This window comes from Paenibacillus sp. FJAT-26967 (genome assembly GCF_001541095.1).
Lineage (GTDB): Bacteria > Bacillota > Bacilli > Paenibacillales > NBRC-103111 > Paenibacillus_F.
Map to the genome: position 1 here is coordinate 207,546 of NZ_LMXH01000005.1, position 20,794 is coordinate 228,339.

Annotated in this window: 21 protein-coding genes and 1 riboswitch; of the genes, 14 read left to right on the plus strand and 7 right to left on the minus strand. The window is 50.4% G+C overall.

The features are described 5' to 3' along the window. Nucleotides 1–338 precede the first annotated feature (338 nt). Nucleotides 339–536, minus strand: a riboswitch (cobalamin riboswitch). 239 nt (nucleotides 537–775) lie between these two features. Continuing rightward, complete coding sequence (locus tag AR333_RS18840; RefSeq protein WP_068776909.1) at nucleotides 776–2,293, plus strand: FAD-dependent oxidoreductase; 1,518 nt, start codon at nucleotides 776–778, stop codon at nucleotides 2,291–2,293. Between the two features lie 131 nt (nucleotides 2,294–2,424). Here the strand turns inward: AR333_RS18840 and AR333_RS18845 are convergent, their stop codons facing one another. From AR333_RS18845 to AR333_RS18855, 3 genes are all read right to left on the minus strand, one after another. Next, on the minus strand, nucleotides 2,425–2,976 hold the full coding sequence (locus AR333_RS18845) for a hypothetical protein (RefSeq protein WP_068776910.1): 552 nt from the start codon (nucleotides 2,974–2,976) through the stop codon (nucleotides 2,425–2,427). 210 nt (nucleotides 2,977–3,186) lie between these two features. After that, a complete protein-coding gene (locus AR333_RS18850; protein ID WP_068776911.1) occupies nucleotides 3,187–4,140 on the minus strand; it encodes an aldolase catalytic domain-containing protein in 954 nt (317 codons plus the stop codon). Nucleotides 4,141–4,326: 186 nt separating this feature from the next. Next, complete coding sequence (locus AR333_RS18855) at nucleotides 4,327–4,638, minus strand: hypothetical protein (protein ID WP_068776912.1); 312 nt, start codon at nucleotides 4,636–4,638, stop codon at nucleotides 4,327–4,329. Nucleotides 4,639–4,894: 256 nt separating this feature from the next. On the opposite strand from AR333_RS18855, the gene AR333_RS18860 reads away from it, so the two are divergent. Beyond that, complete coding sequence (locus AR333_RS18860) at nucleotides 4,895–5,341, plus strand: hypothetical protein (protein ID WP_068776913.1); 447 nt, start codon at nucleotides 4,895–4,897, stop codon at nucleotides 5,339–5,341. A 242-nt stretch (nucleotides 5,342–5,583) separates the two neighbouring features. On the opposite strand, the gene AR333_RS18865 is transcribed toward AR333_RS18860, so the two are convergent. Then, nucleotides 5,584–6,864 carry an NAD(P)/FAD-dependent oxidoreductase gene (locus AR333_RS18865; RefSeq protein WP_068776914.1) on the minus strand — a complete coding sequence of 427 codons (1,281 nt, stop codon included), beginning with the start codon at nucleotides 6,862–6,864 and terminating at the stop codon, nucleotides 5,584–5,586. Nucleotides 6,865–7,349: 485 nt separating this feature from the next. Between AR333_RS18865 and AR333_RS18870 the strand changes: the two genes are divergently transcribed. From AR333_RS18870 to acpS, 9 genes are all read left to right on the plus strand, one after another. Then, entirely contained in the window at nucleotides 7,350–7,643 is a 294-nt protein-coding gene (locus AR333_RS18870; protein WP_068776915.1) for a hypothetical protein, read from the plus strand. Between the two features lie 52 nt (nucleotides 7,644–7,695). Further along, nucleotides 7,696–8,355 carry a PspA/IM30 family protein gene (locus AR333_RS18875; RefSeq protein WP_068776916.1) on the plus strand — a complete coding sequence of 220 codons (660 nt, stop codon included), beginning with the start codon at nucleotides 7,696–7,698 and terminating at the stop codon, nucleotides 8,353–8,355. 3 nt (nucleotides 8,356–8,358) lie between these two features. After that, the gene (locus AR333_RS18880; RefSeq protein WP_068776917.1) at nucleotides 8,359–8,886 is read left to right on the plus strand and encodes a PspC domain-containing protein; all 528 of its coding nucleotides are present in this window, start codon (nucleotides 8,359–8,361) and stop codon (nucleotides 8,884–8,886) included. A 1-nt stretch (nucleotide 8,887) separates the two neighbouring features. After that, nucleotides 8,888–9,592, plus strand: coding sequence for a PspA/IM30 family protein (locus tag AR333_RS18885; protein ID WP_068776918.1), 705 nt, complete (start codon nucleotides 8,888–8,890; stop codon nucleotides 9,590–9,592). Nucleotides 9,593–9,858: 266 nt separating this feature from the next. After that, on the plus strand, nucleotides 9,859–9,993 hold the full coding sequence (locus tag AR333_RS25640) for a hypothetical protein (RefSeq protein WP_301336128.1): 135 nt from the start codon (nucleotides 9,859–9,861) through the stop codon (nucleotides 9,991–9,993). Between the two features lie 144 nt (nucleotides 9,994–10,137). Continuing rightward, complete coding sequence (locus AR333_RS18890) at nucleotides 10,138–10,572, plus strand: BrxA/BrxB family bacilliredoxin (protein WP_068776919.1); 435 nt, start codon at nucleotides 10,138–10,140, stop codon at nucleotides 10,570–10,572. 627 nt (nucleotides 10,573–11,199) lie between these two features. After that, nucleotides 11,200–13,503: a glycosyl hydrolase family 18 protein gene (locus AR333_RS18895; RefSeq protein ID WP_068776920.1), complete on the plus strand. Its 2,304-nt coding sequence runs from the start codon at nucleotides 11,200–11,202 to the stop codon at nucleotides 13,501–13,503. A 133-nt stretch (nucleotides 13,504–13,636) separates the two neighbouring features. Next, on the plus strand, nucleotides 13,637–14,446 hold the full coding sequence (nadE, locus tag AR333_RS18900; protein ID WP_068776921.1) for an ammonia-dependent NAD(+) synthetase: 810 nt from the start codon (nucleotides 13,637–13,639) through the stop codon (nucleotides 14,444–14,446). Nucleotides 14,447–14,579: 133 nt separating this feature from the next. Continuing rightward, nucleotides 14,580–14,975 carry a holo-ACP synthase gene (acpS, locus tag AR333_RS18905; protein ID WP_068776922.1) on the plus strand — a complete coding sequence of 132 codons (396 nt, stop codon included), beginning with the start codon at nucleotides 14,580–14,582 and terminating at the stop codon, nucleotides 14,973–14,975. 225 nt (nucleotides 14,976–15,200) lie between these two features. On the opposite strand, the gene AR333_RS18910 is transcribed toward acpS, so the two are convergent. After that, nucleotides 15,201–15,758 (minus strand): hypothetical protein, encoded by a 558-nt coding sequence (locus tag AR333_RS18910; protein ID WP_068776923.1) that lies wholly within the window; start codon nucleotides 15,756–15,758, stop codon nucleotides 15,201–15,203. 163 nt (nucleotides 15,759–15,921) lie between these two features. Between AR333_RS18910 and mutY the strand changes: the two genes are divergently transcribed. Further along, complete coding sequence (gene mutY / locus AR333_RS18915; protein WP_084783824.1) at nucleotides 15,922–17,397, plus strand: A/G-specific adenine glycosylase; 1,476 nt, start codon at nucleotides 15,922–15,924, stop codon at nucleotides 17,395–17,397. Between the two features lie 301 nt (nucleotides 17,398–17,698). On the opposite strand, the gene AR333_RS18920 is transcribed toward mutY, so the two are convergent. Together AR333_RS18920 and AR333_RS18925 are read right to left on the minus strand one after the other, a co-directional pair. Then, nucleotides 17,699–18,313, minus strand: coding sequence for a superoxide dismutase (locus tag AR333_RS18920; protein WP_068776924.1), 615 nt, complete (start codon nucleotides 18,311–18,313; stop codon nucleotides 17,699–17,701). Between the two features lie 85 nt (nucleotides 18,314–18,398). Beyond that, nucleotides 18,399–18,605: a hypothetical protein gene (locus tag AR333_RS18925; RefSeq protein WP_068776925.1), complete on the minus strand. Its 207-nt coding sequence runs from the start codon at nucleotides 18,603–18,605 to the stop codon at nucleotides 18,399–18,401. A 389-nt stretch (nucleotides 18,606–18,994) separates the two neighbouring features. On the opposite strand from AR333_RS18925, the gene AR333_RS18930 reads away from it, so the two are divergent. Together AR333_RS18930 and AR333_RS18935 are read left to right on the plus strand one after the other, a co-directional pair. Next, complete coding sequence (locus tag AR333_RS18930; RefSeq protein WP_068776926.1) at nucleotides 18,995–19,888, plus strand: carbohydrate ABC transporter permease; 894 nt, start codon at nucleotides 18,995–18,997, stop codon at nucleotides 19,886–19,888. After that, nucleotides 19,885–20,772: a carbohydrate ABC transporter permease gene (locus tag AR333_RS18935; protein ID WP_068776927.1), complete on the plus strand. Its 888-nt coding sequence runs from the start codon at nucleotides 19,885–19,887 to the stop codon at nucleotides 20,770–20,772. The genes AR333_RS18930 and AR333_RS18935 overlap by 4 nt, the downstream gene beginning before the upstream one ends. Nucleotides 20,773–20,794: the final 22 nt, after the last annotated feature.

A 20,794-nucleotide genomic window follows, 5' to 3' on the forward strand; every position in this document is an offset into this window, starting at 1 on the left:
GGAACTCTCTTCCTTTCCACTCTCAAAAATACCGGGCGCGCTGACCGTAAGTGGAGGGTCAGCGCGCCCGGATAGAAGCCGCTCCGTCAAGAAGCGGCTTGCGTTTCCCGGCTGCGGCCGTCCGTATGCGGTGGGGGTACTCCCCCCGGCTCATACGGCTGGCTGCGGTTTCCGCAAGGTGCCGTGCGCTTCCTTCTCATGCGCTCATGCGCGAAAGCCGCACATCTTGCGCCTCAAGCATGCGCGGAGTTCGCGTACATGCGCTTTAGAAGGAAGCTGGCATCCTGCGGCAGGCAGGAAACAAAAGCTCCGGACACCTCCCTATCTCCCGTAGGTTCAGCGGTGTCTGGCGGACAGGCAGGTCTCCTGGCTTCAGGTTCATCACGGTCCGCCGCCTTCCCGACAAATCTAATGTCAGTGGCTTGCCTGGCGAACCGTTTCCCTGTGACAGTGGCGGGACCGCGCCGGATTCGCACCGGACTTCCCTCTTAATCCCCTCCCTAGTAGGCGGGGAAACCTGTCCACTCAATATGTAGATGGTAAATATGAATTTACATCAAGATATTGTGGTCTGTCAACCGTTCTAACGTCCTGATCCTAGGTAGAAAAAACGAGGAAAAGGACGAAAACACGGTGATAAACAGCACTAAAACGGCTGTCATTCTCTTTCAAATTTTTTTTTGAATTCACCCATATGCCATACAAAATGTGGGATATTTGGTATACTTGCACGGGGTATTTTATTCCTTATTTTTTTATGAAAGAGGAGGTTGTCATGAGAGGTAATAATCCGTTCGTAGTGTTCTTGTTAATGATCGGAATCGGAGCAGCGGGACTTCTATCGGGCTGTGAAGAGAAAAGCAAACATGCCGTTGTCGTAAACCCGGATCAACCCGATGTGGTTGTTATCGGTTCGGAGATAGAAGGCATCTATTTAGCCCGTGCGGCTGCTGACGAGGGATTATCGGTGGTCATTCTTGACCCGAGAGAGAAGCAGGGCGGGCAGCTGATTCAAGGAGAGATGCAGTATCTGGATGAACCTTTCGATGAGAAAGGCAAATCATTGCTGCAAGGAAGGGTTAAGGAACTATTCGATCAGTACAAGGACGGCAAGATCCGTAAACCTGAGCAGTTCCAGGCTTATTACAGCTCTTTGGCGGAAGGGATTCCGGTAGAATCGGGTATTACGATTACAGACATAGAGCGGACTAGCGGTACAGAGTCAGGCAGCCGGAGCATTAAATCCGTTACATACAAGACCACAAGCGGAGATACCAAGACAAAGACCGCTAAATACTGGGTAGAGAACACGGATTTCACAGCACTTACGAGTAAGCTTGGCACAGCAAGGATACCGGGTGTGGAGACCGTTTTTAATTCCCCTGGCCGGGACTATATGGCTTCGTCCATCATGCTGAAATTCAGAGGAGTGGACTGGAAAGTCTTTCAGAAAAAAGTCGGAGGCTTGAGTAAGGCAGAAAGGGAGTCGGTCTATGGCGGGAATACCTATGTGAATGGCACGTTTGCATACGGACTGGGAAATATAGGGGCCACCTATAAGCCGAGCCGGGATAATTTGTTCCTTAGAGGATTGAATGTCGTGAATATGCTGGACGGAGAAGCTTTGATCAATGCCCTGCTTGTGTTTAACGTGGACCCGGCTAATCCTGAGAGCGTGAGGCAGGCCATAGACCAGGGCAGGCAGGAAAGCGACCTGGTGGTGCAGCATTTGAGGCAAAAACTGCCGGGCTGGGAGAAAGCCGAAGTGAACGGGTACCCGGACTATTTGTACATCCGCGACTATGACCGTTACGAGACGGAATACGTCCTTCTGGCGACCGATGTACTCAGCGGCCGTATGCATGACGATAACGTCAGTATTGCGGGCTACGCGATTGACCTGCAGGGAACCCAGCATTCCCCATGGGGGAACAGCACCGGCAAGCCTGACAAATACGGTATGCCGCTCCGTTCCTTCCTGCTCAAGGGCTACTCCAACGTCATCGTTGCAGGCAAAAATGTAGGCGCCTCGGCTGTCGCATACGGCAGTGCCCGCATCCAGCCCAATACTTCTCTGGCAGGAGAGGTGATCGGCATTATCCTCGGGCAGATCGGCAGTGAGAAAGAACTCGCTTCTCTGACTGCTGAGGATATGAATAAGCTGCATGCTTATATCAAGAAGGAGTACAACATCAAACTGGCCGGAGTGAAGGCTGTGAACAAACTGGAGGGCTACAGCGAAGAGGAGCTCGCTAAGATCAACGCAGGTTCAATGTCGCTGAAGAAGAAGTAGAAGAATTCCGCCAGCTTGCAATCAGTATCATTTTCTATTTATGATAGGCAAGCAGATCGTAATTTTCAGACAAGTTCTCGGTCAAATATATAGAAAAAGTTCAAGCTCCTATTATAAGGAACTTGAACTTTTTACATGTGAATGTCTTTATTTCGGTTCTTTTTATACAGTATCGTAAAACCGGTTAGCAACCATTCAATTATATGAAAAATTACAGATATAGTCAGAGCCGATAGAAAGTCTTGTAGATACACTCCGGGAATAAGGGAGGCAAAAAAATAAATAAGCAGCCAATCTGCAACGATCGTAATAAGCTGCTTGCTGAAAAAGGAAAGAGGTCGTTTGAGAAGGGTGCGGGCTATGGCAACGGTAAGAGGGTGAATAAAAGTTTCAAACAACAAGAAGCTGAGTAAAATAAAAACAGAGAAGGTGAACAGGTTCTCCGCAGCATTAAAACGGATTAAGGTGCTGGTATTTTCAAGACTTTGGAAGAATGTCATATATAGAAAAGAAAAGCCTGTTATCGGCCCCAAGATGAGCAGCGATAAAGTAGGTATGGCCCAAATTTTCGTCTTCCAGGAAGGCTTGGTTTCACGATCTCTTCGCGCTAAGTAATTGATTACAAGATTTAATGCACAGAATAGAAAAAGCAGCAGTCCGGTTAACAAGACATAAAGGTTCATAGGGTCCTCCAGGAGCAATGGGATAGTAAGTTTTCCGCAAATTTATAAATAGATTTAGAAAACATACCCGGAGATGAACATATTTTATATGCAATAACCTAAAATTACCATTCGATTTTATTTATATCAACATATCGTTTCGCTGCTGCCACAAGAAAAGGCCTCCTCCTTAACGGAAGAGACCTTTTGTGCTATTCATTATTAAGAAGATTAATTATTCGTAATGATTTCAGGTGTTGTCAGCTTGTCGTAGAAATCAACGTACTTATCTTTCTCTGCTGTATTCCGAAGAGCCATGGCTACACGCGGATGCTCGTTAAGGGTACCAGCAATCATGTAAGGGATAATGTAGCCCCACTCGACTTTCTCGCGCATTGGAATCAGATGGTTCTCAATCAGCTCAAGAATAGGACGCACGTCGTAACGCGGGTTTTTGAGGTAGCTGACAATGAGCTCGGTCGGACAGTTTCCTGCTGCACGGCCCATTCCATAGACGGAAGTGTCCAGGAATTCAACACCCTTCTCCGCCCCAACGATTGTATTGGAGAATGCGAGCTGCATGTTGTTATGCATATGCAGGCCGAGTTTTTTCTCGGGAAGCAGACGCTGGAATTTGTTAACCATATAATCGATATCTTTGTGGTTCATGCTGCCGTAGGAATCGACCACGTACACAACGTCGACCGGGCTTCTGTTAATAAGCTCGAATGCTTCATTAAGCTCGTTCTCCATAACATGGGAAAGCGCCATAATGTTCAGTGTTGTTTCATAACCCATGTTGTTGAACTTTTGTACCAGCTCCAGCCCTTTGTCCACATCTTTGATGTAAGAAGCGACACGGATTAAATCCAGTTGGCTTTGCTCACGCGGAAGAATGTCGTTCTCATCCACACGGCCGATATCAACGAGCGCGGAGAGTTTCGTATCCGTTTTCGTCGTGATGACTTCACGCAGGAAGTCTTCGTTCAGAAAACGCCATGGACCGGCATTGTCGCTTTTCAGCAGCTTGGCTGAATTTTTGTAACCGATCTCCATATATTCAACGCCGGCTTCATTCAAACCGCGATACATATCCTGGACAAATTGCACGCTAAAATCCCAATTGTTGACGAGCCCTCCGTCGCGTATTGTACAATCGAGAATTTTATGCTGATCGTGTTTCATTTCGTTGCCCTCCAAAGCCTCATCCGGCTCAATATTTTGCTATATTATCACGCATCCCGCACAGCTTGTCAATTCATGACACGAAATTGTTTTGTAAATTTTGTAAAAAAATCAGGACAGACCTTCTCCGTATACGAAAGTCCGCCCTATTTTCAGAGGAGTGACGCAAAGCTCCTGCTGTCGGTGCTACTTGACCAAAATAATTTTCCCGATAAATGGAAGCGGTTTCATTCTGCCGTCGTGCGCATTCCGGATTCCGACAACCATGAGCGCAATAGCTGTAATATCAATAAAAGGCATAAGAAGCTGTTCGGCGGCTGGCGGCAGCGCAGCCAGGAAGATATGCGAACCGATGGCGCACAGAAGTAGAACCAGTCCCTGATTAGCGTGATACATGGCGAACCGGGATTGCCGGGCAATCATGAGCGGCAGCCAGAAGAACAGATAGGCCGACATAGCGGCATTCTTGTTGCTGTCGATATCAGTAGGATTGTGCATAGACGACACCTCACCACGCGGAATCGAGATACGTACCTTACAACACCTGTGATACTTCTACTATAGAATATGTTTAACCTGTTTGGGAAGCATTGGACGCACATATTTTTGGAATATACAGTAAATTTGGGGAAGCGCTTAGAATCCGGTTCATCCGGTATCAAAAGACAGGTTCCTGCGGACAATAAATACGACCGCGGTTTCTTGCCAGGTGAAGAGAATGCTGCGGATTGAACTTATGTGAAAGGATATCTCAATGAGTGATATACCCATTTTCTTTGAATTTCCGCAGGAGCAGGCACTAAGGCTTGCTTATGATACGTTATGTGAGCTCGGCTACAGCCCCGGCATAAGTATGGGAACGGCCAAGCCAACGCTGCATATTCATGTGGAGGGTCAAGATTTGTCCTCCGCTTTGCAGATTGCACAAGCGAGCGGGGGAGAATTACGTGTGAGTGAAACGGAAGATTATCAGGAGACGCAGTTGTACAACTCCGCTTACGATCTGGATCACATTCGTATTCCCGCACATTTAGTGGCTGATCCGGAGAGCGATGCGGAGGGGAACATACGGGAGGAGCCTGGCGTCAGGGGCCGTTCTAATACAAACCCGGACTCGGCCGGGTCCTGCGAGGAGCTTCAATCCGGCTTCGATCCTTCAGATGATGACTATGACGGATTTCAGGGCGGTATCCATATTTAAATGAGATTTATCTTGTAAGTGAAAGAACGTCGGCCGCTTGGATGGCTGACGTTTCTCGTTAATGCTGAATACCGGAGCCGCACGGATTGTTATTCTCAATAGTATGCGCCTCGTTTCAGGCAACCCAAAATCCCGATTCTCTTAGGAATCGGGATTTTTAGTCAGTCTTTCGGTAGCAGGCTGTTTTGGACACAGATTGATTGCAGCTTGCTGCGCGGACGCCTCGCCGCCCAGACAGGATCTTATGACTCTGCTGCTGTTCCGGCAGCGAACATAGCCGCATGCTTGCCTGCTGTATATCCGGTTGCAAAAGCGGCGGTAATGTTATATCCGCCCGTGTATCCATGGATATCCAGTACTTCTCCGCAAAAGAACAGTCCTTCGGCCAGCTTGGATTCCATCGTTTTTGGATCGATTTCCTTCAGATTAACGCCGCCGCCCGTTACAAAAGCTTCTTCGATCGAAAGCGTACCGTTTACCCGTACAGGGAAAGCTTTGATCAGCTTACAAAGCTCCATCCAGTTCTGCTTGGGGATATTGTCGTGGGTAATGGCTTCGTTTAGTCCGGCTTTTTTTAATAGGATAGGAATGATCCGTTCAGAGACGTAGCTTTTAAGAACGTTTTTGATCGCTTTTTTGGATTCCGCTTTTGTAAGAGCGAGTGTCTCTTCATAAATCTCTTCCGTGTTCTTGTCGGGGAACAGATCGATGGTGACCAGGACACTATCTGCCTGGGATTTCACGAGTTCTTTGACGACAAACTGGCTGCAGCGCAGAGAAATCGGACCGGACAATCCGAAATGAGTGAAAATCATGTCTCCCCGGTGGGTAATCAGCTTCTTGCCCTTGGCATTCCATACGGTCATAGCAGCCTCACGCAGGGACAACCCCTGAAGCTCCTTGCTTTGGATAAAAGCTGAGCTGGATGTAAGCGGCACTTCGGTCGGAAATAGATCCGTAATTGTATGCCCGGCATCTTCTGCCCATGCATAGCCGTCTCCGGTAGAGCCCGTCTGTGGAACGGATTTGCCGCCTGATGCCACGATGACGCACCGGCTGTGCAGGAGCTCGCCCGTTTTAAGGCGCACGCCTTCAACGCAGCCATCCCGGTACAGAACGCGGTCTACCGGACTGTTCGTGCGGATCTGGACGCCTTGTTTACGCACCTGGCCGACGAGTGTCTCTACAACGGTCTTAGCTTTATCGGTAACGGGAAACATTCTTCCGTTGTCTTCTTCTTTGAGCGCGATTCCGAGATCTTCAAAAAAAGCGATAATATCATGATTATTAAAATGAGAGAATGCACTATGGAGAAAACGTCCGTTGCCTGGAATATGGCGGATAAGTTCATCCTGCTCTTTGTTGTTCGTTACATTACATCTGCCGCCGCCGGAAATCCCCAGCTTGCGTCCCAGCTTATCGCCTTTATCCAACAGAAGGACACGGGCACTGCCTGAACTGGCAGCTACTGCGGCCATTAATCCGGCAGAACCGCCGCCTATTATTATCACATCGTAAGTCATATCAAGCTCCTGAACTCAAATTTTCTTCGATCATATCACGGATCGTTTTCATTTCAAAGAATACCCGGCCGCAGAGGACCGTTCAGAGCGGGAACAGTTTCTCAAGATCACCAGCGTGCCGCTAAGGTTTGGGTCTGGGCTGGAACGCCTGACATTCTCATACGTATTCATTAGTATGAAGTAAAACGGCTCTCAGCATTTCCTTGTGCAATGAGAGGAAGAGCATTAAGCGGTTCCGGCTGAGGTGAATACGGTTTACTAGGCTGATGGTTAATCGGGTTTATAGTCATTGGAGGTAATCGTCCCGTTCTGGCAAGATCTTGACGGCTTTTCCTTAATTAAGGCCTGTGTTGCCCTAAGGTCTGATGCCCTCCCCGACTTAAGTCCAGGATCAAAAACCGCCGCGAGTCCGTTTTGGCAGTTGCTGATGTCGTCTAGAATAAGGACATAGAGAACGAACAAAGAAAGGCGGTGACAAACAAAAGATGAAACGAAACCCTAATATGGGCCTCGCGCTCGTACTGATTGTTTTCGGAGCTTGGATGATCCTCAATATGCTGGGCATTCACCTCGGACCGATCATGAGCTATTTGATCCCAATCGCGATGGTTGTCATCGGATATATGGGCATTAAGAGAGGAAGCAAGCTGGGCTGGGTCATTGCCCTCTTCGGTATCTTTGCTCTTCTGGGCAAAATGACGACCTTGTTTATTATCCTAATCGCTGTCGCCATGATCGCATTCGGCGTATCGATGCTAAAAGGCACTTCAAACACATAAGCCGAACCAGCCACTATCCTAACATGCTGATTAAAAAGAAGGTGGTAATAAGATGAGTATCTTAAAAAGAATCCGAGATATAACCGTTGCAACACTGAACGAGCGGTTGGAAGAAAGTGAAGATCCTATCCGCCTGATCGATCAATACCTTGCATCCAAAAGAGAGCAACTCATGCAGAGCGAACGCTTGCACCAGCAGTGCACGGCACACGCTACTTCGCTCAGACATCAATACCTCTCCGCTCTTGAAACGAAGGAGAAGCGCGAACAGCAGGCATCGCTGGCCCTTAAGGCAGGCGAAGAGCAGATGGCCAGGGTTATCCTGCACGAGAAGCTTCAGGCGGAAGAGCGCAGTGATCAGTATAAGAAGCTGTACGAAGAAGCCAGACAATCCGCGGCAGAGCTTGAGGAAGAGCTCCAAATCATGCGAGCCGACTTCCAGGAAGTGCTTAACAAGCGCGGCTATTATTTGGCCCGTATCGAATCCGCCCGCTTACAACAGCGGATGCACGCCCGTCTGGGCCACGATAACGGCTCATCGCCCCGCATGTTCTACCGGATGGAAGAGCATGTAAGCGACATTGAGATGGAGACGAACGCTTTGCGTGATGTCCGCCGCTCAACCCGCGGAGGCTATTCCGAGAATGGTCACCCGGCATTAGAGAAGGAGCTCGAAGCGCTTCGGCGCAAGATTAGTCAGGAGGAGTCCTAATTCATGAGAAAACTATACCGCTCGCGTACCGACAAGAAAGTAACCGGGCTTTGCGGCGGACTCGCGGAAGTTCTGAATGTGGATGCGACCCTGCTGCGGCTGCTTACAGTCGTTGCGGTCTTCATCACCAGCGGTTCGCTGATTCTGCTTTACTTCATTGCCAGCTTTATCGTTCCTAAAGAGCCGGGATTCGATCCTCCGCGCGGTCCTTACGGCGGCGGCCCCTATGGCGGTCACCCGCATGGCGGCTACGGCGGCAACTATGGCGGCAGCAATTATGGTGCTCAGGGCGGAAATCAGAACTATAATAACGGCGGCTGGAACGACAAGAATTTCAAGAACTACAAGCAGGAGCCTCCTGCAGGTTCTTCGTATGGAGCGTCCGCACCTAAAGCCGATAACATTGACGAAATGATGAAAGATATCGAGAAGAAGGCTATGAAGAAAGAAATTGAAGAGCTCCGCAGTAAACTGGAGCGTCTTGAGAAGCAGCAGAAGCCATCTAACAACCAATTCAAAGGAGATGTATAACATGGGAGTTTTTTCGAGAATTAAAGATATGACGAAGGCGTCGATTCATGAGGTATTGGACAAGGTAGAAGATCCGGTCGTTATGCTCAACCAATATATCCGTGACATGGAAGAGGAAATTGCCAAAGCTGAAGTGACCGTTGCTAAGCAAATCGCCAACGAGCGTAAGCTGAAGCAGCGTCTGGAAGAAAGCGTGCGCTTGTCCGCTGACCGCGAAGGCAAAGCCGCTGCAGCACTTAAGGATGGACAGGAAGAAGCTGCCCGTCATGCCCTGGAAGAGAAGCTGTACCACGATGAGAAAATCGCCGAGTTTACAGACCTTCACACTTCCTCCAAAGGACAGGCGGAAGAACTGACTCATCAGCTGCACCAGATGAAAGACGAGTACTACAAGCTGCGCAACAAGCGCAACGAACTTGCGGCACGCACCCAACTCGCTAAAGCGAAGAAGCAAATGGCGCAAGTCAGCTACAACGGTGTAATCGAGAGCGGCAACGCATCGAGAGGCTTCCAGCGCATCGAGGAGAAAATCATTCAGCTTGAAGTTGAAGCCGAAATCTCCCGCAAGCCTTATGTTCCGGCTTCCGGCTACGGCGTATCCTCTTCAAGCAGCTACAACCCGGCTGATTCTGCAAAACAAGCCAAGGTTGACGAGCAGCTTCAGAAGCTGAAAGCCAAAATCGGCGGGACTGAAAAGTCCGAGTAGTTTAGTAATTCAAGGGGAAGGAGCTCCGGCAATTCTGAGCAGGAATAGCCGGGCCTGCTCCTGAGCATCACACACCTTTTGCACGAAATTCAACGCGACATTCCATTATGCTTGGGCCTTCGGAGATCGGACTCCGGAGGCTCTTTTTTTATATTCCATGCAAGTAAAGACTTAGAGCTGCGGGATGACCGGGCCATATGGAAGAGTCCGAATGACGGCGGGCCGGAGGGCGCATACTAGCAGTAAAATGGAAGGGAGATGAGTACATGACCCGCAACGACAGCAACAATTCCAAAGCCCAGGATATTCAGGAAAAAGAAAATAAAAACGGAAAGTCAGAGGCCGATCCGACCGGAACTCATGACAAGAAATTGAACGGTCCTAATTTTCCTGCTACCTAGGACAGGAGCCTGATAAACGATTCCAATTTCCATTAATTGGACCGATGAATGAGTTTGCCCTTTGCTTTCGCCTCCCCCGGCTGTATAATATAAATGGAAATCTAATAATGTCCATGACATTGATCACAGGGGAGTGAACCAATTATGGTGATGTCTTTTGACTCATATATGAGAGACATGGTACAGCCAATGCGTGAGGATCTGACCAGAGTCGGCGTGAAAGAACTGCTGACACCGGAACAGGTAACCGAGGCGCTGGAGCAATCCAAAGGCACGCTGCTGCTTGTTATTAACTCGGTATGCGGTTGTGCAGCCGGTCAATGCCGTCCTGGTGTTGCCAAAGCTCTGCAGAACGAAACAACGCCGGACCATTTGTATACGGTTTTTGCAGGCCAAGAGAAAGAAGCGACTGCCAAGGCACGTGAATATCTGGCACCGTATCCGCCTTCTTCGCCGTCTATCGCGCTGTTCAAAGACGGACAACTGGTGCACTTTATTCAACGTCACCAGATTGAAGACCGTTCCGCTGATATGATTGCCGGCGATCTTATTGACGCATTCGATAAATATTGCAAATAAGACAAGCCGAATTACGGCTTAATCTTTTAAAGAAGCTCTTTTCCTTTTTTTATTAAAGGGAAGGAGTTTTTTTTATTTGTATCAAAAGAAGAAATAGAAAGTGAAGGATCGCAGTGAATTCCTGTAAATGGTAGCGGGGAACTAGTATCTTGAGCATTTCAGACTATAGCCACAGCTAGTACATTTTCGTTACAGTTACGATATAAAGAGAGCGTTTTCATAACGGCGGCAGAAAGAGGTTAATGTGACTTCCTCATCGCGCTCTATAAGCAGCTTCCGGTACAAAACGCGAGTGGGTGTAATAGTGAGCTGAATCCAGGCACGCGGGCGCCTTGCTGTCCAGATAAGACGGCCGTATTCTTTCTTTAAAAGAATACAGGTCTGATGACATGCAGTCGGTCGCGGATGGCGGTGTGAAAACCTGCTGGTATGGAGGAGGTGAATGAAACTCAATTTGTTAGGCGGTAAGAAATTCAAACTTTTATGAAAGCGTTTTCTTTATCATCCTTATTCCTGTACTGAACTTATTGAGCCTGAGTGCTTACACAAAGTTGGGGCGAATCGTGAATTCATGAATCCGTTATTCATAGCTTTACTAGACTAAGTGAGAAAGAAGGGAATATTAATATGCGTTCTAAGAGAGTTAAAGCCGCCCTTGTGGGCTTATTAGCAGTGCTGTGTACGTTTACTCCTCTGCTCGGAGCGGGAGGCAGTCCCGTTCAAGCAGCGGCTGCAGACAGCAGCCAGAAAATTGTCGGGTATTTTACCTCATGGGGAATTTACGGGCGCAATTATAAAGTACCCGATATCGATGCAACGAAATTGACGCATCTCAACTATGCGTTTGCGGATATTTGCTGGGGCGGCCGTCACGGCAATCCGTCTCCGGACAGTCCGAACAAGAATACGTGGTCTTGTACAGACCCGGCTGTTCCTCTTCAGAACAAGCAGGTGCCTAACGGGACCATCGTGGTTGGTGAGCCCTGGGCGGACGTGAATACCCCTTATGGGAGTTACACGTACGATGAGTGCAATACCAAGGCGCTTTGCGGTAATTTTGCGGCGATGCGCGACCTGAAGAAAAAGAATCCATCGCTCAAAACACTCATTTCCGTAGGAGGCTGGACTTGGTCCAACCGCTTCTCCGAGACCGCGGCGAGCGCAGCTACCCGGGAGACTTTCGCCAATTCAGCGGTTGAATTTATCCGTGCCTACGGTTTTGACGGAGTGGACCTCGACTGGGAGTATCCCGTGGCCGGCGGTTTGGCGGGCAACACGTACAGTCCTTCGGACAAGCAGAATTATACGCTGCTGCTCCAGAAAGTCCGCGAGAAGCTCGACGCGGCTGGCGCTCAGGACGGCAAGAAGTACCTGCTGACGATTGCTTCCGGCGCGAGCCAGAAGTACGCCGACAACACACAGCTGGCTGAAATCGCCAAAGTGCTTGATTGGATTAACATCATGACGTATGACTTCCATGGCGGCTGGGAAACCGAGACGAATCACAATGCAGCGCTGTATGTAGATCCGAATGATCCGACGGTCGGCGACAAGCGCAAATATAACACCAACGATGCGGTGCAAATTTATCTGAACGAGGGCGTTCCCGCGAATAAAATCGTACTGGGACTGGCCTTCTATGGTAAAGGTTGGAAGGGCTGTGCGCCAGGTCCGAACAATGACGGGCAATACCAGAAGTGTACACCGGGCTGGGACGGCAGCACGCTGCCTACAGGGACATGGGATGACTGGACATCCGGGAATAGCGGAACGTTCGATTACGGCGATCTCGCCGCGAATTATGTAGGCAAGAACGGCTATACGCGTTACTGGAACGATACAACCAAGACGCCGTACCTGTTTAACCCGACGAACGGAGTCTTTATCAGCTACGACGATATTCAATCCATCGGAGCCAAGACAGCTTACATCAAAAGCAAGGGTCTCGGCGGAGCGATGTTCTGGGAAACAAGTTCAGACTGCCGCACAAGTCCGAAGTTCTCCTGTACGACTAAACTGCTGGACAAAGTAGCCAGCGACTTACTGACGGGAGGTCCTGTACAACCGGATACACAGGCTCCGACAGCGGCAACGAACCTCACATCGCCTTCCAAAACGGCAAACAGCGTAGCACTGAGCTGGACGGCTGCCACGGATAATGTTGGGGTAGCAGGCTATGAGGTTTCTTACGGTACCAACAAAGTAACGGTGACAGGTACTGCCGCCAACATTACAGGCCTTCTGCCGTCGACGGCGTATACATTTACCGTCAAAGCGAAGGATGCGGCTGGTAATTTGTCTGCACCGGTATCCATTACCGTTACAACAAATGCAGGTGGCGCTCAGCCGGATACGCAGGCGCCTACAGCGGTAACGAATCTGGTTTCCACTGGTAAAACAGCGAACAGTGTCGCGCTCAGCTGGACAGCCGCGACGGATAACGTAGGAGTCACTGGGTACGAAGTCGCTTACGGCACGAATGTAGTGAACGCCGCCGGCACGAGTACTAACGTAACAGGCCTGCAGCCGAATACGGCCTACACGTTTACCGTAAAAGCCAAAGATGCGGCAGGCAACCTGTCTGCCCCGGCTTCTGTTACCGTTACGACGGACACCGGCACAACTAATCCTGGCCCTGGCGTCGAGACAACTTTTAAAGTAACAAGCGATTGGGGAACGGGTTACAACTACAGCTTCACCATCAAAAATACAGGTACAACGCCGATCACCAACTGGAAATTAGAATTTGATTATGCCGGCGGCGATATCAATGCGATTTGGGATGCTACGATTGTCAGCAAAACCAATAATCATTATGTGATTAAAGGTTCCGGATGGAACAGCACACTTCAACCGGGTGCTACCGTTACTTTCGGCGGCGGCGGGTTGGTAAAATCAACGCCTACGAACATCACAGTTACAAGTAACTAAGAGTGTCAGAACTGAGAGGATAACCTGAGAAAGCCGCTAGAAAAAGTCGCCCCTGACCATACGATGGTTGGGGGGATTTTTTTTGTGGTAATATAGATACAAATCTTTAGGAGTGGAGAAGGAGGATGACAAGATGAGTTTACAGCAGGAGATTATCCAAGAACTCGGCGTTAAACCGGTTATAGACGTACAGGAAGAGATCCGTAAGCGGGTAGACTTTCTGAAAGATTATGTGAAAAAGGCGGGGGTTAGCGGTCTTCTGATCGCAATCAGCGGAGGAATTGACAGTGCAGTGGCTGCAGGCCTGTGTAAAAAAGCAACCGATGAATTAACAGCGGAGACGGGCAAAGAATATAAGACAGTCGGGGTTTTCCAGCCTTATGGCAAGCAGGAGGACATTCATGACAGCTATGCGACAGCCGATGCGTTCGATCTGAAATACCGGATGGAAACGAACATTGAGGAATCCGTTAACGAAGTAGCGCTTGAGGTGGAGTACGGATTGAAAGGAATCGGCGATTCCCGTCATATGACCAAAGAAGGCAAGGGCAATGTAAAAGCAAGAATGCGGATGGTCGTACAATATGCGATTGCTTTTGAAATGAACCTTCTTGTCGTAGGTACTGATCACGCTTCGGAGGCGATTACCGGTTTCTTCACGAAGTGGGGAGACGGAGCCGTGGATATTACGCCGCTCAGCTCGCTTAACAAAAGGCAGGTCCGCGCTGTAGCGGCAAGCCTCGGTGTGCCGGACAGCATCGTTAATAAAGCTCCGACCGCAGGATTATGGGAAGGGCAGACCGACGAGAAAGAGCTGGGGATTAGTTACGAAGATAACAGCGACTATCTCGAGGGCAAACAAATCGATCCTGCTGCCGCGGACAAGCTGGAGAAACACTACCAGAAGACGCATCACAAGCGTAGAGGTATTCCCGGGATCTAAGAAAAAATATCGGAAGAGCCCTTGGCTCTTCCTTTTTTCAGTTTTATAATCGGGGCGCGCAGTACCGTTTTTCAACGGTATCAAGTCAGCTGCCTGCCAGACGGGAACCATGTAAGCGGAGGAGGAACAAAGTATGATCACGGGAGTCGGAATGGATCTCGTTGAGATCGGACGGATTGCGGAGATAATCAAAGAACCGTCGGGCGACCGGTTTCTCCGGCGGATTCTGACGGAGGAAGAGAGGGGTTTAGCGGATCGGCGCCAAGGCAGGCTGAAGGAGTTCACCGCCGGGCGGTTTGCGGCTAAAGAAGCGGTGGTCAAAGCACTTGGCTGCGGCATCGGTAAGCAGGTCGGCTTTCAGGATATAAGCATCGTGCCGGATGAGCTCGGCAAGCCTCACTGCCGTATTTCGGCAGCGGCAAGAGACAGACTCGGCCTGCACCCGGAGCTTTGCATCCATATAAGCATCACCCATACTGGATCGCTTGCGGCCGCTTATGCGGTAGCGGAGCAGCCGGATCACCACTGATCGGGCGATTGCACACCACGAACATTTACCGGAATATAGCATTATGCAATGTACACAATTAACTGAGGCTGGATACCGCTTCCTTCGGAATGCAGAGAAGCTCCTGAATCAACAATAAAACCGCCAGTTCATTGGACCGGCGGTTTATTGTATATATAAGGCTTGCAGGTGAAGGGATTAAGAGTAAAGTGTAGGCATCTGTTAGGGGAGTGCACACTCAGGAGACTATTCGGCAGATACGCGGGACTGTGTACGTGACAGTGACCAGGCGCATACCAGCAGGCTCAAGCCGCTCATGCCTTGAAGAATGACGCCCGAGTAGCCGAGATACCAGAGTGCGATGATTACGGTAAGGGTGAAGAGCCATAAGCCCAGCCAGAAAAGACGTTTGTCGATAGCCGTGCCCAGAAGCACATACACTACCGATAATAGGAACGACCTCAACAGAGGGGTGAAAAAAGGTCCGACAGCCTGTACATATTCAAGTGCCGCGACCGCTCCGATCAGCATGGCAGCCGGGAAAGCGAGCATGATGATGGTTATGGAGCTGCTCCGTACCGCACTTGTCCTGCGTGTTACACGCAGCCAGAGCAGAAGACTTATAAGCACGGCCCCTATAAATAAGGCCTGTGCCAGCCAGCGCAGATCAATCCATACTTCGAAAAATTCAACAGCAGCCGCTCCAATTCCATGTACGCCCCAAAGTGCCAGAAAAGGCGTCAGCCAGCGCAGACTGGAGGGGGCGCCTGCCGGCAGGCCTGCTCCAAGACGGGCTTCGTTCATTAGCGTGTGCCTCCGTTTCCATACCAGTAGTCCGTTAATGCGATTACGACAAGAATAACCAATTACAGCGGTAAAAACAAGCTGGACCCCGGCCTGTTCCATCTCTGTACCGTTTGTTTTATAATAGAGGTTTGAGAAGTGCCGGAGAGGAGAACTGTTACGAATGCCTAAACGACAACAGCCTGACAGCGGCAGCGAACATCCGTTAGAGGAGAAACCGGTCGGAGCGGTGAAGCGCACCAAAGCTGCCGGCTCCAAATCAAGCAGAGTTTTCACGGAATATCCTGCAGAGCAAAAGCAATTTTTCTCCACCCATTTATTGGCGTGGTATTTGATACATCGGCGTGATCTTCCCTGGAGACGAAGCCGGAATCCTTATCATATCTGGATCTCAGAGGTTATGCTGCAGCAGACGCGTGTAGATACGGTTATTCCTTATTTCCACAAGTTTACGGAGCTGTTCCCTACGGTAGAGGCGCTTGCTACGGCGCCGGAAGATGAAGTGCTGAAGGCTTGGGAGGGCCTCGGCTATTATTCGCGGGCCCGGAACCTTCAGCAGGCGGTCCGCGAAGTTCATGAACAGTACGGCGGGACGGTTCCCGACAGCAAGGAAGAGTTTTCTTCCCTCCGCGGCGTTGGGCCTTATACCTCAGGCGCTGTTCTAAGCATCGCGTATAACAAACCGGAGCCGGCTGTAGACGGCAATGTGATGCGGGTATTGTCGAGATATTTCTTGATCGAAGACGATATTGCCAAACCTGCCGCGAGGATCGGTATGGAGAAGCTGGCGCGTGATCTTATCCCCGAGGGTGCCGCAGGGGATTTCAACCAGGCGCTTATGGAGCTTGGCGCGATGGTCTGCACCCCGCGGTCGCCGCAGTGCCTGACTTGTCCTGTCATGGACCACTGCGCGGGCAGGCTGGCCGGCAGGGAAGAGACGCTGCCGGTGAAGACCAAAGCGAAGCCGCCCAAGCCGGAGCGGCGGCTTGTAGCTCTCATCGAGGGCGAGGGCGAGAACGCGGGACGGATTCTCATCCGACAGCGTCCGCAGGAAGGTCTCCTCGCCCGGATGTGGGAGCTGCCGCATGTCGCGGTTGGACCGTCTGCGGATGGTCCAGGCGCGTCAATGGCAGCGGCGTTCCCCGGCACCGCGGAGCCGGGGGAGCACGAAGCGGCGGCACAGTTAGCCGCTGGAGATGCGGGCACCGTCTTGGCGGCGCCCGGGGAACCTGGCGATGCCGCTGCGGGGGGCATCGCACCGGCTTCCGCGGCCAGGCGGGGCCGCCGCGGGGCCGGGGGTTCCGCAGACAGCCCCGCCTGGGGCGGTGATGCGCGGAACATGGCACTGCTGCAGTCCGCGCTCGCGGATGAGGAGCACGTGGACGTGCTTCCTCAGGAATGGATCGCGGACACGAACCACACCTTCAGTCACCTGTATTGGGACATGAAGGTGTACCGCTGCCGGCTTGGCGGCTCAGCCGGCGCGCCGGCGGGCCAACTCCCGTACCGGTACCGCTGGATGGCACCGGAGGAGATGGAACGCTATGCGTTCCCGAACGTGTTCCTGCGCGTGCTGAAGATGTATGAGGAGGAACACGGACCCGGCAGGGCCGTACAAGCGGACAAGCCGGATGCTTAAGCCAGCACGGGCGAAAGCAGACGTAGAGCCGGCTGTACGAATTGATTAACTTCGTGAATAATTATGTGCCATGTTTATTATAAAGAATTAAGATTTAAAGTTAGATTCGTTCAATTCACTGAGTGGGCCTGCCTCAACTAGGGTAGATTGACGTGATGGAGAAGCTTGCATGGCAGGCAATCGCGAAAATCCTAGAGTGGCGGGCCCTTTGCCCTTCGCGGGCCATTCCATCGCACAAAAAAAGCACTCTCCTATGCCCGAAGGACATAGGAGAGTGCCGGTGTATCGGGTTAAGCTGAAATTACTTCTTAGCAGCTTCGTAACGAGTATTAACAGCATCCCAGTTAACAACATTCCAGAAAGCGGCGATGTAGTCCGGACGCTTGTTCTGGTAGTTCAGGTAGTAAGCATGCTCCCATACGTCCAGGCCAAGAAGCGGTGTGTCGCCTTCGAAGAGCGGGCTGTCCTGGTTAGGCAGGCTGTATACTTTCAGCTGGCCGTCTTTGCCCAGTGCAAGCCATGCCCAGCCGCTGCCGAAACGGGTTGTCGCCGCTTTAGCAAAGTCTTCTTTGAATTTATCAAAACCGCCCAGCTCGCTATCGATAGCTTGCGCTAGGGAACCTGTAGGAGCTCCGCCGGCGTTCGGGCCGATTGTTTCCCAGAACAGGGAGTGGTTCGCATGGCCGCCGCCGTTGTTGCGAACTGCGGTGCGGATGCTTTCAGGAAGGCTGTTCAGATCGCTGATCAGATCCTCCAGGGATTTGCTTTGCAGTTCTGCATGTCCTTCAAGAGCTGCATTAAGGTTAGTTACGTATGTGTTGTGGTGACGGTCATGGTGAATCTCCATCGTAGTTGCATCGATGTGAGGTTCCAGAGCGTTATTCGGATAAGGTAGAGCAGGTAGTTGATGTGCCATGATTTTAATTACCTCCTAATGTGATGAGTGATCACTATTACCATTCCATTTTATTATAAGGCTAATTTTGATAGTAAAGCAACATTTATGTATCATAAGTCGGCCGGTCTCTTACTTTGCGTCGTTCTATCTCCTGAATCACTTGGGCATGTATAGCCGAACCCTGGGCATTCATCCAAGGCGACAGCTCGCTCATGACGGCGTGATGGTAGGCAAGTTCCTCTTCATTCCAATCGGCAGCTTCTAGCGAGCTCAGCTCATGCAGTTGTCTGCGTTCATGATCCCCGGACATATCTTTTCACCTCCGGTATATAGGATTAACCGCTTGTCCGGCTTCTTATCCCACGGAAAGTCAATTCCAGGGAAATTCGTAAGTCTCCTCCTGCTGATACTGGGGAAGAGGTGTCTCATACTATATGTAAGCGCTTAACATATTCTTGCTTGCTAAAGAAAAACCATTGACACTCTTCCTGAAAGCGTTTATCTTAAATTTATGAAAGTTAAACCCTTTTAACTTTTGAGTCGTTATGGCGGAAGGAAACTCACTAGAATATGCATCTTTGCACCTTTCCTTGTTTAAAAAGGCGTTTATAGCATGATACCTGATTTGGTTCCCATGAAATGAACGCCTTTTGTTTTAAATAAAAGTTAAAGCGTTTTAACTTTTAAGAGGAGGATGCTATGAAGAGCCATGCCGCAAGGCACCAGACGTTCTGGTTTTATGTTTTCGTTTCGCCTTGGCTTTTGGGAGCCGCTTTGTTTGCTTTCTATCCCATCGTGTCGTCGGCTTATTACAGTTTTACAGAGTATGATATCGTCAATCCGCCTAGATGGGTCGGGCTCCGGAACTATACGGATTTGTTCGAGGATAAGGTGTTCTGGATCTCTATTTGGGCAACCGTCCGGTATACGCTGCTCAGCGTACCGGTCCAGCTTGCGCTTTCGCTGATTTTTGCCCTGCTGCTTAATCAGAGAATTCCGTTCAAAGGCTTTTTCCGGACTGTGATGTATTTTCCGAGTATGATTTCCGGTGTCGCGATGGCGCTCATCTGGATGTGGATTTTTAATCCTCAAAGCGGGCTGCTCAATCAAGGTCTGAGCTTGTTGGGATTACCCGGACCGCTGTGGCTGTTCGATGAGAATTGGGCGATTCTTGCACTCGTGCTGATGTCTCTGTGGACGGTAGGGGGAGGTATGGTGATTTTCCTGGCCGGACTGCAGAGCGTGCCGCCTTCCCTCTACGAAGCAGCTGAGATTGACGGAGTGACGCGAATACGTTCCTTCTGGCACATCACGCTGCCGATGATTTCGCCGGTCTTCCTGTTCCAGCTCATCATGGGGCTCATTGAATCGTTTCAGGTATTTACACAGGCCTTTATTATGACGAAGGGCGGCCCCAATTACTCGACGATGTTTTACGTGTACTACTTGTATCAGAACGCCTTCAAGAATTTCAAGATGGGGTACGCTTCCGCTATGGCCTGGCTGCTGCTCATCGCCGTTATGCTTCTCGCTTTGCTGATTATGAAAGGATCCAGGCGATTCGTTCACTACGAAGGGGGAGACGGGGCATGAATACGGCTGGCACAGGTCCACAAACGAAGAAGGCTCACAAGTCTTCGGTTCTAAAAGCAGGCAGGCGGACATGGTTCGACTGGGTGGTCTTTGCGGTGCTTCTGCTCTTATCCGTTCTGATGGTTCTTCCGTCCATTCACATGCTGTCCACTGCTTTCAAAACAAGGGCGGAATCGCTAAGATTCCCGCCGACTTTGATCCCGGACACAATCGTGACCGAGAATTTCACGAAGCTGTTCGAACTTGATTTTGTAACCTGGTACCAGAACAGTCTGATGATTGGAATTCTGACGGTTACCGGTACCGTGCTTTCCTCCGCTTTTGTCGCGTACGGCTTCTCCAGATACCGCGCCAAAGGCAAGAATATTCTGTTTGCTTTTCTGCTCGCCACGATGATGCTGCCTTACCCGGCTGTCATGATTCCGCAGTTTATTCTTTTCAAACAGCTCGGCTGGGTCGACAGCTTCCTGCCGCTTATTGTTCCGGCGTTTCTGGGTTCCGCTTATTTTATTTTCCTGCTGCGGCAGTTCTACACCTCACTGAGCGGTGAGTTGTTCGAGGCAGCTAAAGTAGACGGCTGCTCGGAAATCCGCCAGTGGTGGAGTATCGCTCTTCCTTTGTCCGGCCCGGCTCTTGCTACCGTTGCGATTTTCTCCTTCATATGGAGCTGGAACGATCTGCTCGGTCAGGTGCTTTACCTGAACTCGACCGAGAAGTTCACGCTTCCGATCGGCATGGCCGGTATGGTGTCCTCAACCACCCGCCCGCCTTCATGGAACGTGGTTATGGCCGCGTCTCTGCTGGCAATTGTCCCGATCCTGGTTTTATTCTCCACCGCGCAGCGCTACTTTGTGCAGAGTATCGTGCTGACGGGAGTCAAATAAATACCGAGCCAATAGAAGGAGG

Coding starts and splice junctions, on each gene's coding strand:
- AR333_RS18875 (WP_068776916.1), top strand. CDS start 7,696: ATGAGTATCTTAAAAAGAATCCGAGATATAACCGTTGCAACACTGAAC.
- AR333_RS18850 (WP_068776911.1), bottom strand. CDS start 4,140: ATGAAACACGATCAGCATAAAATTCTCGATTGTACAATACGCGACGGA.
- AR333_RS18890 (WP_068776919.1), top strand. CDS start 10,138: ATGGTGATGTCTTTTGACTCATATATGAGAGACATGGTACAGCCAATG.
- AR333_RS18860 (WP_068776913.1), top strand. CDS start 4,895: ATGAGTGATATACCCATTTTCTTTGAATTTCCGCAGGAGCAGGCACTA.
- AR333_RS18930 (WP_068776926.1), top strand. CDS start 18,995: ATGAAGAGCCATGCCGCAAGGCACCAGACGTTCTGGTTTTATGTTTTC.
- AR333_RS18840 (WP_068776909.1), top strand. CDS start 776: ATGAGAGGTAATAATCCGTTCGTAGTGTTCTTGTTAATGATCGGAATC.
- AR333_RS18885 (WP_068776918.1), top strand. CDS start 8,888: ATGGGAGTTTTTTCGAGAATTAAAGATATGACGAAGGCGTCGATTCAT.
- AR333_RS18880 (WP_068776917.1), top strand. CDS start 8,359: ATGAGAAAACTATACCGCTCGCGTACCGACAAGAAAGTAACCGGGCTT.
- nadE (WP_068776921.1), top strand. CDS start 13,637: ATGAGTTTACAGCAGGAGATTATCCAAGAACTCGGCGTTAAACCGGTT.
- AR333_RS18855 (WP_068776912.1), bottom strand. CDS start 4,638: ATGCACAATCCTACTGATATCGACAGCAACAAGAATGCCGCTATGTCG.
- AR333_RS18845 (WP_068776910.1), bottom strand. CDS start 2,976: ATGAACCTTTATGTCTTGTTAACCGGACTGCTGCTTTTTCTATTCTGT.
- mutY (WP_084783824.1), top strand. CDS start 15,922: ATGCCTAAACGACAACAGCCTGACAGCGGCAGCGAACATCCGTTAGAG.
- AR333_RS18925 (WP_068776925.1), bottom strand. CDS start 18,605: ATGTCCGGGGATCATGAACGCAGACAACTGCATGAGCTGAGCTCGCTA.
- AR333_RS18910 (WP_068776923.1), bottom strand. CDS start 15,758: ATGAACGAAGCCCGTCTTGGAGCAGGCCTGCCGGCAGGCGCCCCCTCC.
- acpS (WP_068776922.1), top strand. CDS start 14,580: ATGATCACGGGAGTCGGAATGGATCTCGTTGAGATCGGACGGATTGCG.
- AR333_RS25640 (WP_301336128.1), top strand. CDS start 9,859: ATGACCCGCAACGACAGCAACAATTCCAAAGCCCAGGATATTCAGGAA.
- AR333_RS18895 (WP_068776920.1), top strand. CDS start 11,200: ATGCGTTCTAAGAGAGTTAAAGCCGCCCTTGTGGGCTTATTAGCAGTG.
- AR333_RS18870 (WP_068776915.1), top strand. CDS start 7,350: ATGAAACGAAACCCTAATATGGGCCTCGCGCTCGTACTGATTGTTTTC.
- AR333_RS18865 (WP_068776914.1), bottom strand. CDS start 6,864: ATGACTTACGATGTGATAATAATAGGCGGCGGTTCTGCCGGATTAATG.
- AR333_RS18935 (WP_068776927.1), top strand. CDS start 19,885: ATGAATACGGCTGGCACAGGTCCACAAACGAAGAAGGCTCACAAGTCT.
- AR333_RS18920 (WP_068776924.1), bottom strand. CDS start 18,313: ATGGCACATCAACTACCTGCTCTACCTTATCCGAATAACGCTCTGGAA.